This is a genomic window from Mannheimia bovis (genome assembly GCF_014541205.1).
GTDB classification, from domain to species: domain Bacteria; phylum Pseudomonadota; class Gammaproteobacteria; order Enterobacterales; family Pasteurellaceae; genus Mannheimia; species Mannheimia bovis.
Genome location: NZ_CP061280.1, coordinates 477,412 through 492,364, shown reverse-complemented (window position 1 = coordinate 492,364; position 14,953 = coordinate 477,412). Strand labels below are relative to the sequence as shown.

Annotated in this window: 16 protein-coding genes and 1 pseudogene; 9 read left to right on the top strand and 8 right to left on the bottom strand. The window is 39.6% G+C overall.

What is annotated here, in order from left to right:
* Positions 1-7 precede the first annotated feature (7 nt).
* Together rlmH and rsfS are read right to left on the bottom strand one after the other, a co-directional pair.
* Positions 8-475: a 23S rRNA (pseudouridine(1915)-N(3))-methyltransferase RlmH gene (gene rlmH / locus ICJ55_RS02485; protein WP_025216358.1), complete on the bottom strand. Its 468-nt coding sequence runs from the start codon at positions 473-475 to the stop codon at positions 8-10.
* A gap of 90 nt (positions 476-565) precedes the next feature.
* Positions 566-880, bottom strand: coding sequence for a ribosome silencing factor (gene rsfS, locus ICJ55_RS02480; protein ID WP_188157191.1), 315 nt, complete (start codon positions 878-880; stop codon positions 566-568).
* Between the two features lie 325 nt (positions 881-1,205).
* Between rsfS and ICJ55_RS02475 the strand changes: the two genes are divergently transcribed.
* Positions 1,206-1,970: a Slam-dependent surface lipoprotein gene (locus tag ICJ55_RS02475; RefSeq protein ID WP_188157190.1), complete on the top strand. Its 765-nt coding sequence runs from the start codon at positions 1,206-1,208 to the stop codon at positions 1,968-1,970.
* Between the two features lie 69 nt (positions 1,971-2,039).
* Positions 2,040-3,491: a porin family protein gene (locus ICJ55_RS02470; RefSeq protein WP_188157189.1), complete on the top strand. Its 1,452-nt coding sequence runs from the start codon at positions 2,040-2,042 to the stop codon at positions 3,489-3,491.
* A 34-nt stretch (positions 3,492-3,525) separates the two neighbouring features.
* Here the strand turns inward: ICJ55_RS02470 and ICJ55_RS02465 are convergent.
* The 5 genes and pseudogenes from ICJ55_RS02465 to ICJ55_RS02445 all read right to left on the bottom strand — a co-directional run bounded on the left by ICJ55_RS02465 (position 3,526) and on the right by ICJ55_RS02445 (position 7,912).
* Positions 3,526-3,803, bottom strand: a pseudogene (locus ICJ55_RS02465) (type II toxin-antitoxin system RelE/ParE family toxin).
* Positions 3,800-3,979, bottom strand: a complete 180-nt coding sequence (locus ICJ55_RS02460; protein ID WP_188157739.1) for a hypothetical protein — start codon at positions 3,977-3,979, stop codon at positions 3,800-3,802. The pseudogene ICJ55_RS02465 and the gene ICJ55_RS02460 overlap by 4 nt, the downstream one beginning before the upstream one ends.
* Before the next feature lie 65 nt (positions 3,980-4,044).
* Positions 4,045-6,651, bottom strand: a complete 2,607-nt coding sequence (gene mutS, locus ICJ55_RS02455; RefSeq protein WP_188157188.1) for a DNA mismatch repair protein MutS — start codon at positions 6,649-6,651, stop codon at positions 4,045-4,047.
* 132 nt (positions 6,652-6,783) lie between these two features.
* Complete coding sequence (locus ICJ55_RS02450) at positions 6,784-7,380, bottom strand: hypothetical protein (protein ID WP_188157187.1); 597 nt, start codon at positions 7,378-7,380, stop codon at positions 6,784-6,786.
* Positions 7,381-7,393: 13 nt separating this feature from the next.
* Positions 7,394-7,912 (bottom strand): hypothetical protein, encoded by a 519-nt coding sequence (locus ICJ55_RS02445; protein WP_188157186.1) that lies wholly within the window; start codon positions 7,910-7,912, stop codon positions 7,394-7,396.
* 110 nt (positions 7,913-8,022) lie between these two features.
* Between ICJ55_RS02445 and ICJ55_RS02440 the strand changes: the two genes are divergently transcribed.
* The 6 genes from ICJ55_RS02440 (at position 8,023) to ICJ55_RS02415 (ending at position 12,270) form a co-directional block, all read left to right on the top strand.
* Entirely contained in the window at positions 8,023-8,391 is a 369-nt protein-coding gene (locus tag ICJ55_RS02440; protein ID WP_188157185.1) for a helix-turn-helix domain-containing protein, read from the top strand.
* 123 nt (positions 8,392-8,514) lie between these two features.
* On the top strand, positions 8,515-9,078 hold the full coding sequence (locus tag ICJ55_RS02435) for a DUF5358 domain-containing protein (protein ID WP_188157184.1): 564 nt from the start codon (positions 8,515-8,517) through the stop codon (positions 9,076-9,078).
* 158 nt (positions 9,079-9,236) lie between these two features.
* The gene (locus tag ICJ55_RS02430; RefSeq protein ID WP_188157183.1) at positions 9,237-9,836 is read left to right on the top strand and encodes a ComEA family DNA-binding protein; all 600 of its coding nucleotides are present in this window, start codon (positions 9,237-9,239) and stop codon (positions 9,834-9,836) included.
* A gap of 144 nt (positions 9,837-9,980) precedes the next feature.
* Positions 9,981-10,610, top strand: coding sequence for a BamJ family beta-barrel-assembly machinery protein (gene bamJ, locus ICJ55_RS02425; protein WP_188157182.1), 630 nt, complete (start codon positions 9,981-9,983; stop codon positions 10,608-10,610).
* A 67-nt stretch (positions 10,611-10,677) separates the two neighbouring features.
* Complete coding sequence (locus ICJ55_RS02420) at positions 10,678-11,196, top strand: protein disulfide oxidoreductase (RefSeq protein ID WP_188157181.1); 519 nt, start codon at positions 10,678-10,680, stop codon at positions 11,194-11,196.
* A gap of 138 nt (positions 11,197-11,334) precedes the next feature.
* Complete coding sequence (locus ICJ55_RS02415) at positions 11,335-12,270, top strand: hypothetical protein (RefSeq protein WP_188157180.1); 936 nt, start codon at positions 11,335-11,337, stop codon at positions 12,268-12,270.
* 76 nt (positions 12,271-12,346) lie between these two features.
* On the opposite strand, the gene ICJ55_RS02410 is transcribed toward ICJ55_RS02415, so the two are convergent.
* A complete protein-coding gene (locus ICJ55_RS02410) occupies positions 12,347-13,411 on the bottom strand; it encodes an MFS transporter (RefSeq protein WP_188157179.1) in 1,065 nt (354 codons plus the stop codon).
* A gap of 182 nt (positions 13,412-13,593) precedes the next feature.
* On the opposite strand from ICJ55_RS02410, the gene mnmE reads away from it, so the two are divergent.
* Positions 13,594-14,952, top strand: coding sequence for a tRNA uridine-5-carboxymethylaminomethyl(34) synthesis GTPase MnmE (mnmE, locus tag ICJ55_RS02405; protein ID WP_188157178.1), 1,359 nt, complete (start codon positions 13,594-13,596; stop codon positions 14,950-14,952).
* Position 14,953 lies beyond the last annotated feature (1 nt).

Below are 14,953 nucleotides of genomic sequence, written 5' to 3'. Positions count from 1 at the left end.
CTAACAACTATTCTCGATGATAAGGGTGATTAATGGTTACCGACCACGCCCGATACAAACTTTCTGCCACCACCACACGCACAAGCGGGTGTGGCAATGTTAAAGGCGATAACGACCAACTCTGCTCAGCCGCTGCTTTACATTCAGGAGATAATCCTTCTGGACCACCAATTAACAAAGCAACATCTCGCCCATCATTTTTCCAGCCTTCTAGTTGAGTGGCTAACTGCTCGGTTGTCCAGGGCTTACCCGGAATATCTAACGTAACAATTTTTGCCTTTCCTGCTGCTGCCAACATCGCCTTGCCTTCAAGCTCTAAAATGCGTTTGGTATCAGCATTCTTGCCTCGCTTTCCCGCTGGGATTTCAATCAACTCAAACGGCATATCTTTCGGAAAGCGGCGTTGATACTCTTCAAACCCCGTTGTTACCCAGGCTGGCATTTTTGTGCCAACTGCAATTAATTGAATTTTCATTTTTCTGATACTCACAAGCGGTCAAAATTAATGATTAATTTGCAAAAAATCAAATAAAAACAACCGCTTGTAATGCTAATCAAAACAGGCTTACACCCAAAGTTTCTCTAATTGATACATCTCACGGCTCTCTTCTTGCAACAAGTGAACTATCGCTTGCCCGAAATCCACCACAATCCAATCTGCTACCGCTTTGCCTTCATCGCCAAACACTTCAACGCCTGCTTGTTTCGCTTCACTAATCAAACGATCCGCCGTTGAAGCCACGTGGCGACTTGACGTTCCTGTGGCTAAAATCATTGTATCGGTAATACTTGATTTACCTTTCACATCAATGGCTAAAATATCTTTCGCCTTTAAATCATCTAAGGTTTTTGTTAAAAACTCGACTAAATTTTGTTCCACTTTATTTCTCTCTCATACCATAAAAACAGAGAATTTTAACATAGATTGGGGAGATATAAGACAACAAGCGGTTATTTTTGCAAGATTTTTTGCAAAAACAACCGCTTGTATAAATAACTATTTACAATAGAAACTAAATTTTGCATACTCTATTTTGATAGCTTGTCGTAGCTCTTTAGCTCTTTAGCTCTTTAGCTCTTTAGCTCTTTAGCTCTTTAGCTCTTTAGCTCTTTAGCTCTTTAGCTCTTTAGCTCTTTAGCTCTTTAGCTCTTTAGCTCTTTAGCTCATCATAGTTTCTATTTTAAATATACAAAGGAATATAGCCATGAATAAAATCGTAAAATTTAGCTTAACGCTTCTTGCTGCTGGTGTAATTTCTGCTTGTGGTAGTTCAGGTGGTGGAAATAATAGTACTTCTCCTGCTGCAAATAATAATACAAATACTTCTGCTAATAAACCTGCACCTACCCAAACAACTCCAACTCAACCAACCCAAACAAACTCTTCTGATGATATGGGAACTGCTTTCCGTGTCAGTGATGGCAAAGAATTTGATATTGCAAAAGCAAACACCTATAAACAACAATTAATTGTTGATGGTAAAACATTCCCTGTTTCTTGGGGTAATATTGTTTCTGGTGGATTTACAAATCTTCAAAATAGCATAATTAACGGCGTAACTTATAAAAACTTTACTGTAAGCGGTGCCAAATTTACTAACGTAAAATTCGGACATATTGATGGTTATGTTTTTGCACAAGGTGATGTTACACCAAAATCTAATATTCCAACTACAGGTTCCGCAACTTATAATGTAGATGGTGTTTTTGTAGCAAATGGTCAAACATCAACCTCTCGAGATCACAAATTAAACGTTGATTTTGCTAACAAAACCATAAACGGTGATGTTGCTCCAAATGTAGCAGTAACAAACGCTAAAATTGATGGTAACGAATTTGATGGAAAAGCAGTCCATAACGGAAAATCAGCCGAGCTAGAAGGTCATTTCTATGGTTCAAATGCAAGCGAAATCGGTGGTGCTTATAGCTCATCAGACTTCTCCGGTGCATTTGGCGGTAAAAAACAATAATTTTTTTATTGATTTTTTTGAAAGGCTATTGAAAAATAGCCTTTTCTATTTCTTTTATAATACTTTACTATGAAAAAAATTATTCCTATTGCTTTCAGTTTAGCTGCACATTTTGCATTAGCTGATACCGCCCCAGATCCAATTCAAGAGAAAATGGATAATCAGCGGATGCAACAAAATCAATCGTTTGAGACACCGGAACATAAAGTTGCTCAAGCTCAGCCCAAAGTGCAAAATAGCAATCAGACTATTTCAATTTCAAGCCAAGAACTCATTCAGCAGCCTGAGTTATTAAATTCAGCAATGCTGACGGCATTGGTAACAGGCAATACCGAAAACGTCCTCTTTTTATTGCCGATATACCAAAAACTCCCTACATCTAAGCAAAATCGTGAAATGATTACGTGGGCAAAGGCAACAGAGGCAAAATCAAATCAAGATTATACTCAATCTATTAAACTTTACCGAGAGTTGCTGGCAAGTTATCCGGAAAATCAGCCGATCCGAATGCAGCTTGCGGTGGCACTTTTTGAAAACCGTGAAAATGAAGCCGCAGAAGCACAATTTCATAAATTACAAGCGGATAAATTACCTATAAAAATTACAAATATCATCAATCATTATTTAGAAGCCATCAGTAAACAAGACAAATGGGTATTTCAAGGCGGCTTAACTTATTTAAATGATCCAAATATTAATAATGCTCCAGCTTCAGGCACAACTTACGGCAGATGGACAGCTCCGAAGAAAGAGTCTGCTCAAGGGATTGGGCTAAGTTTTGACGCTGCGAAAAAATGGTCTTGGGGAAATGGTTTCTTCCACGAGTTTCGCCTAAACGGTAATGGCAAATATTATTGGAATAATAAAAAATATAATGAATATTCGCTTAGAGAAAGTTTCGGATTAGGCTATCAAAGTGCGAAACAAAAAATCACGGTTTTACCTTTCTTAGAGCAAACCTGGTATGCGGGCGGTTCTACTCAAAGTCAAAGCACTAAGCGTTATTCCAATGCAGGCGGTGTTAATACTCGTTGGCAATACTGGATTACGCCACAATGGCAATCCTCAATAACGTATGAATATGCCGAGCAACGTTATACCCGCCGCCAGCACTTAGATGGGAATTATCATTTTGTTTCTCCGAGTATTTACTACCACCCAAGCAGCCAGCAATATTGGTTTGTTGGAGCGAACTTTAACCGCAATAGCACAAGAGATTTAGATGACAGCTTTATTCGTCGAGGTGTTTCACTAGGTTGGGGGCAAGAGTGGAAGAATGGGCTTTCAAGTCAATTAAGCGTGAGCTATGGTCGCAAGCAATATAGAGCACCAATGCCTATTTTCCAAATTACCCAGCGTAATAAAGAATACGGCGTACAAGCGAGTATCTGGCACAGAGCCGTGCATTTTAAAGGCATTACTCCTCGTTTAACCTGGCAATATAACAAAGTAAAAAGTAATCACTCTTTTTATAGTTATGACAAAAACCGTGTGTATATTGAGTTTTCACATACGTTCTAAGCAAAATCGCCCTGTTCAAGGGCGATTTTTTAACTTAGTGATTTACACCTCTAGGAAAAAAAGCGTAAATCATTACATAAGGATCCATTACTAAAAATTTTACAGAATGTCCATTTTTAAGAGGAAATATATGGAATCGCCCATCAGCACATGCATCTGCAATATAACCTAGTTTTTCAGCTAACATTTCATTTCAGTAATAAATCTATCTGAAATTGCTTCATTTTGACTTTGAGCATAGATATACTCCGCTTTATCTAATAGCTGAAATCTCGCCATTTCAGACCAGCGAACAATATAATCTTGTTTCATCGTTTTAACACCTTACGCAAGTCAGCTATTACCTCTTCGTGAGAGTAAGTTTTAATTTTCCCACTTAACACGCCTTGCAAAAAACGTTGCTCTTCCGTTAAAGATTGTTCAAACATTGATAAGATCTTTTCTTGAAAAATCTTTTTTTGCTGGTTTTCTGTTGAATTTATTGGCATATCATTTTCCTTTTACTTACTGGATAAATTATGAGCTTTTTACAAATTGCCGTCAAATAAAACCTTTACCCCAACAACTTCTTCAACCGATAAAGCTCCTCTAACGCTTGTCTTGGCGTGAGTTCATCAGGTTGGATTGCTTTGAGTGCTTTTTCTAGCTCGCTTTCTTCTGCAACAAGCGGTCGAATTGCTTCGTTTTTTTGCAAATCATCGGAAAAGTCTGCTGCAAAAAGCAAATCCGCCTGTGGGTGTTCATTGGCTTGTTTGGTTTGGTGGGAAATTTCTTCTAAATGAGCTAAACGTTGTTTTGCCAATTGAATCACTTGCTTTGGCACACCGGCAAGAGCCGCCACCGCCAAGCCATAGCTTTTGCTTGCCGCCCCTTCTTGTACCGAGTGCATAAAGGCAATGGTGTCGTTATGTTCTCTCGCATCTAAATGTACGTTTGCCACGCCTTTAAGCTGATTTGGTAGCCCTGTTAGCTCGAAATAATGGGTAGCGAATAGGGTTAAAGATTGCGTTTTCTTCGCCAGCCATTCCGCACACGCCCACGCCAATGATAACCCATCATAGGTGGAAGTACCACGCCCGATTTCATCAATCAGCACCAGACTATTTTCGGTAGCTTGGTGCAAAATATTCGCCATTTCGGTCATTTCCACCATAAAGGTTGAACGCCCGGAAGCCAAATCATCACTTGCTCCAATACGAGTGAAAATACGATCAATCGGACCAATTTCCGCACTTTCTGCCGGCACAAAACTGCCGATATACGCCATCAAGGTAATCAGGGCGATTTGTCGCATATAAGTGCTTTTACCGCCCATATTCGGACCTGTTACAATCAACAAATGGCGTTGAGCATTCAGAAATACAGGGTTAGCAATAAACGGATCGGTTAATACCTGCTCAACCACAGGGTGTCTGCCACCTTTGATATTTACCGTTCTAGTTGGGCTAAAGGTCGGGCAAACGTAGTTTAAACTGTCTGCTCGTTCAGCAAGATTAGTCAGCACATCAAGAGTTGAAAGCACCATTGCGGCAAGTTGTAACTCGCCTAATCGTGGCATCAAAATATCGAACAACTCATCATAAAGTTGCTTTTCAAGTGCGAGCGATGCCCCCTTCGCTTTTAATACCTTGTCTTCATAGGTTTTGAGTTCAGGAATAATGTATCGCTCCGCATTTTTAAGCGTTTGGCGACGGACATAGTGAATCGGGGCTTTATGAGCTTGCCCTTGACTGATCTGAATATAGTAGCCATGTACTGCATTAAAGCCGATTTTCAGTGTATCAATGCCAGTGGTTTCACGCTCACGAATTTCCAAATTCTCTAAATATTGGGTTGCTCCATCTGAAAGCTGTCGCCATTCGTCCAACTCCGCATTATAGCCTTCAGCAATCACACCTCCATCACGAATAAGCTGTGGCGGATTTTCAATAATCGCACGCTCAAGTAAATCAAGTAGCTCGCTGAAATCCGCTAATTGAGATAGCAATTTATCTAAACTAGCGGTCAAATTTTGGGAATTTTTTGCAACTTCGGGCAGTTGTGCCAATGCGGTGCGTAAACGAGTGAGATCACGAGGGCGAGCGGAACGTAACGCAACACGGGCTAAGATCCGCTCCATATCGCCAACTTGCTGAAGTAACGGTTGGAGATCGCCTACTCTATCGTGCTGAATAATAGCTGCAATGGTCTGTTGTCTTTCTTGCAGTTTGGCATAATCTCGAATGGGCTGATGAATCCAACGCTTGAGCAAACGGCTTCCCATTGGGGTAACGCATTTATCTAATACGGCAGCCAGCGTGTTTTCCGTGCCACCTGCCAGATTTTGCGTAAGCTCTAAATTACGGCGGGTTGCGGCATCTAATAGTACAGTATCGCTATGTTGAGCTAACTTAATAGAATTAATATGAGGCAATGCGGTACGCTGGGTTTCTTGTGCATAATGCAACACACAACCTGCAGCACAAAGAGCAACGATAGCCTTCTCTACTCCAAACCCCGCAAGACTTTGTGTGCCGAACTGGCGGTTTAATAATTGAATGGAAGTTACCAGCTCAAACTCCCACACCGGACGGCGACGTAAGCCTTTATAATTATTTAAAATGCCCGCAGCCGAGAAATCTTCCGCATACAGAATTTCCGCCGGTTGTAAACGTTGTAATTCTGCCGCCAACGCCTCTTTGTTCGGCAACTCGCTGATTAAAAACCGCCCAGAAGTCATATCCAATGAGGCTATCGCAAAAATACCTTTTTCCTCATAGACTGCTGCCACTAAATTATCTTGGCGTTCAGGTAACAATGCCTCATCGCTAACCGTTCCCGGTGTTACAATTCTCACTACTTTACGCTCAACAGGTCCTTTTGAGGTGGCTGGATCGCCCACCTGTTCGCAAATTGCCACACTCTCGCCCAATGCCACCAGCTTTGCTAAATACCCTTCTACTGCGTGATACGGCACCCCCGCCATTGGAATAGGCTCACCTGCCGATTGCCCACGTTTGGTCAGCGAGATATCCAACAACGCCGCCGCTCGTTTTGCATCATCATAAAACAGCTCATAGAAATCCCCCATTCGGTAAAATAGTAAAATATCCGGATTTTGAGCTTTGAGTTGCAAATATTGCACCATCATCGGCGTGTGAGTAGAAAGATCTTTCGTCATCAATTGTTTAAGTAGTTAGAAATCATTGCCGTTAGTTTAACAGATTAGGGGATCGGAAAAAACAAGCGGTGGTTTTTGTATAGAATTTTACAAATAAAAATGGGGAGTGCCTTTAAGGCAGTCCCCTAGTCATTACTGAATATTGTATTTTTTGATAACCTTACCAAAATAGCTTGTTTCCGCATTACAAAAAGCCTGAATATTTCCGGTTTTTTCTTGAGATGCTCTCAATTTTTCCATTATAACCAAGCTAGTGTCAGTGCTTATTTTAGTTGCCTTTTCTTCATTATAGGAGCAACCATTTCTATCTGCATATTCCTTAAATTGACTATGTCTATCAGAGCTCTCTGTTCTGTAAATAGGATCTACGTCTTCCATAAAAGTACAGCTACTTCTGAGTACCTTGTAATACCCTTCATCTTTCCATATTTGATCGCATTGTTTCTGAGTTGCGTTTTTTGTAGTTTGTGTTGCTGATTTTGTATCGCTCACGCTTTCATTTTTATTATAAGAAGAACCAAAAACTACGAGTAATAAAAATAAGCCTATCCCTTTGAGTGTATTATTACCACCTTTCTTTTTAGAGCGAGGTGAAGAAGTAGCAGATTTTTGCTTTAAAGCATCATCTATCGTCTTTTGTCTTAATTTTTTAAACTGTCTTTCAGAGATGTGCCCTTTATGGAGTTGTTGCTCAAGACGTTCAAGTTCTTTTGTTGGTGATTTTGCCATTTTAATTACCCTTTTATTCATTATCTTCAATGCGTAAATTGCCTGAACGCCATTTTTCTCCATCCCAAGAAATTATGTCAGGTAAGTTTAGTGTTGTAGATAATCTCTTTTTACGTGATTGCCCATTTGGTTTAAACCAATAGTTAAGCACTGTGCCTACTCTTGGTATTAAAATAGTATTTCTATCATTTAGTGCTGGTTGCATAAAATAAGTGAGTAATCTTTCCGGCTCTTTTAAATAGGCTTTATATGCTCCATTATTTGATGGGTAAGGAGTTGAAGCAACTTGCCCCAGCCAAATTTCTTGCTCTCTTGTGATAAATGGAAGTTTATGGTGATTTTTAAAACGAGAAGCATAAGATTGCTCGCAAATACCACAATAAAGAATTTCACCTTCTTTGCGACTACCTTTAAGTTTTCCTATACCTAAATAAAGCCCTGTTTTCCACTTCCATTCATTATTTTCTAAAATATCATCTAATCTGAAAGGACCAAACCAATGAATTAGCGTAAATGGATGACTTTGATACATAAAAGTAAAACCTTAAATAAATAAAAACCATAATTTGTACTATAACCGATATTTTTAAAAGAGTAAAACAGTTACAAAATAGCAATAAAAGATAAATTAGGGCTTGAGTAATGTCGAAACTTTCAGTAACAGAAATAGATAGATTAGTAGGCAAACGAATTCAGCAAAAACGAAAAGAGTTTGGATTCAGTGCTGCCGAATTATCTGAAAAAATAGGTATCGCTCAACAACAGCTTTCTCGCTATGAACGAGGAGAGAATAAAATCAATGTGGCTCATTTAGTCGAAATTGCCACTACTTTAAACACTGAAATTGGTTGGTTCTTTATTGATTGTATTTCGGATCTAAGTATAAATGATAAACAACAATTTGTTCCTATTTCCGAAGATAGTGTTCGCGTTAGATTAAATGCTCACTTAGATCGTTTAAGTGCAGATAAAAAACGTGGGCTTTTGGTGTTTCTTGAAACCGTATTATAAATATTCTAAATAATCCCTCTCAATCTTTGCACTTCACAAGCGGTAGTTTTTCTATAAAATTTTGCAATGGTAAGTCGTTATTTTTTTGCTAGAATACGCAAAATTTTTAATGGGAAACGCATTATGTTTAAAAAAATAATATTACTTTCAACAGGCTTTTTGGCTGTTGCTTGCACATCAAATGAAACAGCAAAACAAGAAGCCTTCCCGGGCGAATTTGCGAATGCTGATTATGTATTATCTGAAGCGGACGCTCAAAAATGGGTGGTGGCAAGCAATCGGGCGAAGCTGTGTATTTACCCGAACCTCACCCGCATTCAGCAGGAACATTTTTCTAAGGAAGATTCCTACATTTTCTCGCAATATGTGTTCTTCTATCCGCTTGAAGAGATTATCGGCGAGCAGTATGTCAAAATCATTCAAAATGATGAAAAATCAATGGGTTACGCTCAGTATTTGTTCAAGAAATTTAAAAATAACGACGCGGTAGAAGAGCTGCCAACAAAGCAGTGTGCCACCTTGCGTGCCAATGCGAAAAACGATCTGTCAGTAGTGAAAGGACAATACCAAAGCGGAATGGTGGAAGAGGCAAAAACTGAAACTAACAAAAGTGGTGAGAAAGTTGCCACTAGCGACAATAAATTTTTCTTCGACATCATTAAATGGGGCAGTGCACTATTGCTCTAATTTTATCCATAAAGTAAGCAGCCATTTTTAGTAAAATAGCTGCTTACTTTTTATAGCTTACCGTTAATTACAAACGCAATGAACTTTATCAAATTGGTAAAGTCTTAGGATAAAGTTTTTTCAATTATTCACCCTCTTTTTTATTTTAAGGATTTTAAATGAAACCACTAAAAACATTATTAGCATTAGGCGTTGCGATGGCTGTTTCAGCAACATCACTTGCCGAAACCAATACACAGAAAGTCAGTGCAAAAGCGGCAACAACCGAACAAATCAATGCAACGAAAGCCTCTACAGTACAAACCGCCACTGAAGTTAAAGAAAGTACAAAAGTAAAAGCGAAAGAAGTAAAAGAGAGTGTTGCAGAGAAAACGGAAGCTGTGAAAGCTAAAGTTGGTTCTGCAACAGAAAATGCAAAAGTGAAAGCAGAAGCCGCTAAAGTAGCGACTACCGAAAAAGCAGCCACTGCAAGAGAAACACTAAATTCAGCTAAATCCGCTACAACAGAAAAAGTAGCAGCAGTAAAAGCAACCGTAGCTGAAAAAACGACTACAGTGAAAAAATCACAAAAAGTCAATATTAACAAAGCAAGCGAAGAAGAGCTTCAATCTTTAGCAGGAATTGGCGAAGCGAAAGCAAAGGCGATTGTAGAATATCGTAAAAAATCGGGCAAAATTAAAAGTGCAGCGGAATTATCCAATATTCCGGGTATTGGCGAGGCAACCGTTGAGAAAGTTGCTCCGTACTTAACCTTCTAATCTTTACAAGCGGTGGTTTTGTTGCAAAATTTTGCAAAAAACTAACCGCTTGTTTCTTTCTTACCTTGTATTTTCAATTTTTATCCCCATTTATCTACCCGTATTTATTCGATACATTATTCAATTAATTAAAAGGAACAACAAATGGCATTAGATTTCAATTCAGTTGCATTAGACTCAGTAGAAGCAAAAGGCGGTTACGGTATCGGTTTACAAATCGGTCAGCAACTTTTAGGTAGCGGTATGGACGTAAATGCAGAAGCGGTGGCTCGTGGTATTTACGATGTATTAAACAATAATGAACCGGCAATTGATCTCAACGAAGTAACAGCGGCATTACAAGAATTAGGTCAGCGTGCGGAAGCCGCTCAAGCGGAAGCGTTCAAAGCGATTGATGCAGAAAACAAAGCCTTCTTAGAAGAAAACAAAAAAGCGAAAGGCGTTGTTGTAACCGAAAGCGGCTTACAATATGAAATCTTAACCGAAGGTACAGGCGGAAAACCAACTGCAACATCAACCGTGCGTGTTCACTACACCGGCTCATTAATTGACGGCACAGTGTTTGACAGTTCAGTAAAACGTGGTCAGCCGGCTGAATTCCCGGTTGGTGGAGTGATTCGTGGTTGGACAGAAGCATTACAATTAATGCCTGTTGGTTCAAAATGGCGTTTAACTATTCCACAAGAATTAGCTTATGGTGAGCGTGGTGCAGGTGCATCAATTCCGCCATTTGCAACCTTAGTGTTTGAAGTAGAATTATTAGATATTCTATAATTTGTTAAAACAGAAACCTGTGGAGCAATCTTCACAGGTTTTTTGTGTTTTTAGCCGTTATATTATTATGAATAAAAAGAAATCGCTTATTAACCGCTTCATCAAAAATATTTTTGTATTCGGCGGCTTATTTATCGTACTCAGTTTTATCGTGGATTGGTATAGATCGCCATCTACCCCAACCCAATTTGAACAAAAGGTACATTACGATATTCAAAATCAACCAAAAATCATTGCCCAGCTTAGCCACGAAAAGCCAATGCTGCTCTATTTTTGGGGAAGTTGGTGTCATTTCTGTAGTGTGGTTTCGCCGAGTGTTCAGAAATTATCTGAAGAAGGTACGGAAGTCTTAGGCGTTGCCTTAAAATCAGGTGGTGAAATAGAAGTCGAAACGTATCTCAACGAAAACGGTTACACCTTCTCAACCCTAAACGACCCAACAGGTGAATTTTCTCAAGGTTGGAACATTCAAGCTACCCCCACTATTTTAATTATCAAAGACGGGAAAATATTTAACCACACCACAGGTTACACTAGCTATTTAAGTTTAAAGCTGAGATTGTGGTTGGCTGAAGTTCTACCTTAAAATAAAGCCCTGTAAATAAAATTTACAGGGCTTTTATATGGCTATCGCACCGTTAAAACGGTTAAGAAACAATATCAAATTGAACAAAAAAAAAACAATATATAATGTTATTATTTTCATTAATATGAGGAGAAATCAATGAAAAAAGTACTCTTAGCCAGTATTATTGCTACTACATTTACATTAGCAGGCTGTTCAGAAAAAGATAAGGCTTACTATTTACAAAATATTGATAAAGCAGAAGCAAAGAAAACCGAGTGTGAAAACAAAGCTAAGGAGGCTTGGAACAAGAAAGATGAAAATACGTTAAAAGCTCTACAAAAAGATGCTGAATGTAACGCCGCTATTGATGCTATTAAAGAAGATCGGAAAATCAAGGCTGAGATAGAGAGAAAAGCAACTGAAGCAAAAGCTAGAGAAGAAATCGAGCGTGAAAAAGCAAAAATAAAACAAGAACTCGGGCAAGTAGATTGGAAAGCAACGGCTCACTATGTTGTAAATTCAGATTGTGCTAAATATGTTAATCAATTCAGCAAAACCGGATTTGTTGTTCCTAAAACTAACTATGCGTGTAAAGCAATTGAGGAAATCCATTTAGAAAATGTTGAACTTGGAAAAACGGAGTTGGTAAAATTTCCTTACGATGAATTACTCAAACAAGAAAAAGAGTTTTGTGCGAAAGATAAACGCCCTCTTTCTGCTTGCTCAATTTGGGAAACCGCATTAGGCGAACAGGCTGAAAAAGCCTTCGAAACTCAAGATTTACCAACCTTAGAGCAACAAAAATCGGAATACGCAATGTTCAATAACAAAAATCCGTTAAGTGCAAAAAGAGCCTTTGAAAAAGCCCTGAAAGCCAAAGAGCAAACTGTAATTGAGAACTACACAAAAAATCCTGAGCAATTAAAACAAGATTACAATCAATGTGTAGAGAAGGTAAAACAAATCGGCGATCACTACAGCAAACACGAACAACGTTCGGCAGTAACCCATTTTTACCCTTGCTCACAAGCACAAGCGGCTCGCCGTAAATTAGGGTTGAGTTACGATAATTTCCAAACACTAATGGAATAAATGACATAAGCCGTTAATGAAATCCTTTCACTAACGGCTTTCTTTTTGCAAAAAATCCCTCAAAACCAACCGCTTGTTAAATCAAAAAAATCACCGGCACTAAATTCATTGTGATTACTGTAGTGATAGACAAAATGAGGCGTGATGAGCCAAAAATAAAGCCTCGATGCGTACCATTGTCAAACTTCACCAATAAATTTGCCATTGCGGTTAAAGCAAACACTTCCACCACCGTAAAAATAACGGTATAAATATAAGCTACGGTTAATGTGGCAAATTTCACCGCCACAAACCAAGGGGCGATAATTGCTACCGCCAATAACGGAGAAACCCAGATCAGTTGCTGTTTGGTAAGATTAATTTTACGAGAAAAGGTAGATTGTAAGCTCACCGTTAAAATACCATTAATAAACAACGCAATAGGCGAATGTTCGGGGGCATTTAACACTTTATCAAACAGATATGGGAAGATAATAAAGTACGAAGAAGCCACACTAAGCGGTATAAATAGCATTAAGTGAGCAAATAAAAACTCTTTGGTAATAATTTCTTTAATTTGTGAGAAACGAAACTTCACACCTCCGTTAATACCTTCCACCGCAGAAAACGGCTTCACCATAAACGCAAATAACACCGCTTCTAAAATAAAGCAGATCCAAATCAACGTTTCAATCATCTCAAACTTGATAAAGGGAATGATGATAAGCGGAGCTAACATTGAAGACATACTGGTAACTTTTAAATATTTGCCCTGTAAGCGAGTTTTTGAGGCATATTCATTGCCTGCAAGAGCAAGTAAGCACGCTCTTGCATTTGTGCCGAACAAGCAACTGCCTAAGCCGAAACAGGTTGTCGCCATCAGCAATACAATATAATTATCTGCTGCTAAAAACAGCATATACGCCACAACATCTAAGAAGCAGCCAAGTAACATCATTTTAGCTAAGCCGTAGCGATCGCCCCAAATTCCTGCCAAAATGGCTAATGCTTGGTTGCAAAATAGTAATAACGAGAGCGAGAAGGCAATTTGGGCGTTGTCTAATCCTTTCCCTTTCAGGTAAAAGAAAAACACACTCTGCATTGAAAAAAATGCGGTGGTGGAAATAAATCGGCGAACAAGTAACAGTTTTTCTAAAGACATTAAATCGAGTGAATTTGTTTAAATAAAAAGCGATATTCTACTCTTTCGGCTTAAGGCGAGCAATCGGCTTTTATTTTACCTTTGGGCTTGGTTTCGGTATTATAGCAATCATTACAAGCGGTCAGTTTTTAGTAAAAATTTACCAAAATCCAACCGCTTGCAACCCAATTTGAGGATAAAAAATGAAAGATACCATTGTTGCTCAAGCCACCCCGATTGGTCGTGGGGGCGTTGGGATTTTGCGGGTTTCCGGTCCTTTGGCGGAGACTGTTGCTGAAGCCGTGTTAGGCAAAAAATTATCGCCCCGTGTGGCAAATTATTTGCCGTTTAAAGATGAAGACGGTACGGTGTTAGATCAAGGCATCGCCTTGTTCTTTAAAGCCCCGAATTCCTTTACCGGCGAAGATGTGCTTGAATTGCAAGGACACGGCGGTCAGGTTATTTTAGACCTATTGTTAAAACGCATTCTGCAAGTCAAAGGGCTACGCATTGCCCATGCAGGTGAATTTTCCGAGCAGGCGTTTTTAAACGATAAGCTCGACCTCGCCCAAGCCGAAGCGATTGCCGATTTAATTGATGCCACCAGCGAGCAAGCCGCTCGTTCGGCATTAAAATCTCTACAAGGCGAATTTTCTAACAAAATCAATGCATTAGTAGATAATGTAATTTACTTACGAACCTATGTGGAAGCAGCTATCGACTTCCCCGATGAAGAAATCGACTTTTTAGCCGATGGCAAAATTGAAGCGAAATTAAACGAAATCATCGCCCAATTAGACGGCGTTCGCCGTGAGGCAAAACAAGGCTCAATTCTGCGTGAGGGAATGAAAGTGGTGATTGCCGGTCGCCCCAATGCAGGGAAATCAAGCCTATTGAACGCCTTAGCAGGGCGGGAAGCGGCAATCGTAACCAACATTGCCGGCACAACCCGTGATGTGCTACGTGAACACATTCACATTGATGGAATGCCTCTGCATATTATCGACACCGCTGGCTTACGTGATGCAAGCGATGAAGTCGAACGCATTGGTATTGCTCGTGCGTGGGACGAAATCGCTCAAGCCGACCACGTTTTATTGATGATTGACAGCACCGAGCAACAAGCCGATCAGTTCCGCAATGAATGGGCGAATTTCTTAGAAAAACTACCAGCAAATATGCCCGTTACCGTCATTCGTAACAAAGTGGATTTATCCGGCGAGCCGGAAGGTTTAATTCAAGTGGACGATTTCACTGTAATCCGCCTATCCGCCCAAACCAAAGTGGGCGTGGATTTACTGCGTGAACATTTGAAAAAATCAATGGGCTATCAAAGCTCAACAGAAGGTGGCTTCTTAGCACGCCGTCGCCATTTACAAGCATTAGAAACCGCCGCTGAACATTTAGAACGAGGGCATATTCAACTTACCCAGTTCTTAGCGGGCGAACTCTTAGCGGAAGAATTGCGATTAGTCCAAAATGCGTTAAGTGAAATCACCGGGCAATTTACCTCTGACGATCTACTCGGCAATATCTTCAGCTCGTTTTGTATCGGCAAATAAA

Bases quoted from the DNA above. Each gene is read 5' to 3' on its own strand.
- ICJ55_RS02445 (WP_188157186.1), bottom strand. From the start codon at position 7,912: ATGTATCAAAGTCATCCATTTACGCTAATTCATTGGTTTGGTCCTTTC.
- ICJ55_RS02430 (WP_188157183.1), top strand. From the start codon at position 9,237: ATGAAACCACTAAAAACATTATTAGCATTAGGCGTTGCGATGGCTGTT.
- mnmE (WP_188157178.1), top strand. From the start codon at position 13,594: ATGAAAGATACCATTGTTGCTCAAGCCACCCCGATTGGTCGTGGGGGC.
- ICJ55_RS02470 (WP_188157189.1), top strand. From the start codon at position 2,040: ATGAAAAAAATTATTCCTATTGCTTTCAGTTTAGCTGCACATTTTGCA.
- ICJ55_RS02450 (WP_188157187.1), bottom strand. From the start codon at position 7,380: ATGGCAAAATCACCAACAAAAGAACTTGAACGTCTTGAGCAACAACTC.
- ICJ55_RS02460 (WP_188157739.1), bottom strand. From the start codon at position 3,979: ATGCCAATAAATTCAACAGAAAACCAGCAAAAAAAGATTTTTCAAGAA.
- ICJ55_RS02435 (WP_188157184.1), top strand. From the start codon at position 8,515: ATGTTTAAAAAAATAATATTACTTTCAACAGGCTTTTTGGCTGTTGCT.
- ICJ55_RS02420 (WP_188157181.1), top strand. From the start codon at position 10,678: ATGAATAAAAAGAAATCGCTTATTAACCGCTTCATCAAAAATATTTTT.
- ICJ55_RS02440 (WP_188157185.1), top strand. From the start codon at position 8,023: ATGTCGAAACTTTCAGTAACAGAAATAGATAGATTAGTAGGCAAACGA.
- ICJ55_RS02415 (WP_188157180.1), top strand. From the start codon at position 11,335: ATGAAAAAAGTACTCTTAGCCAGTATTATTGCTACTACATTTACATTA.
- mutS (WP_188157188.1), bottom strand. From the start codon at position 6,651: ATGACGAAAGATCTTTCTACTCACACGCCGATGATGGTGCAATATTTG.
- bamJ (WP_188157182.1), top strand. From the start codon at position 9,981: ATGGCATTAGATTTCAATTCAGTTGCATTAGACTCAGTAGAAGCAAAA.
- ICJ55_RS02475 (WP_188157190.1), top strand. From the start codon at position 1,206: ATGAATAAAATCGTAAAATTTAGCTTAACGCTTCTTGCTGCTGGTGTA.
- rlmH (WP_025216358.1), bottom strand. From the start codon at position 475: ATGAAAATTCAATTAATTGCAGTTGGCACAAAAATGCCAGCCTGGGTA.
- ICJ55_RS02410 (WP_188157179.1), bottom strand. From the start codon at position 13,411: ATGTCTTTAGAAAAACTGTTACTTGTTCGCCGATTTATTTCCACCACC.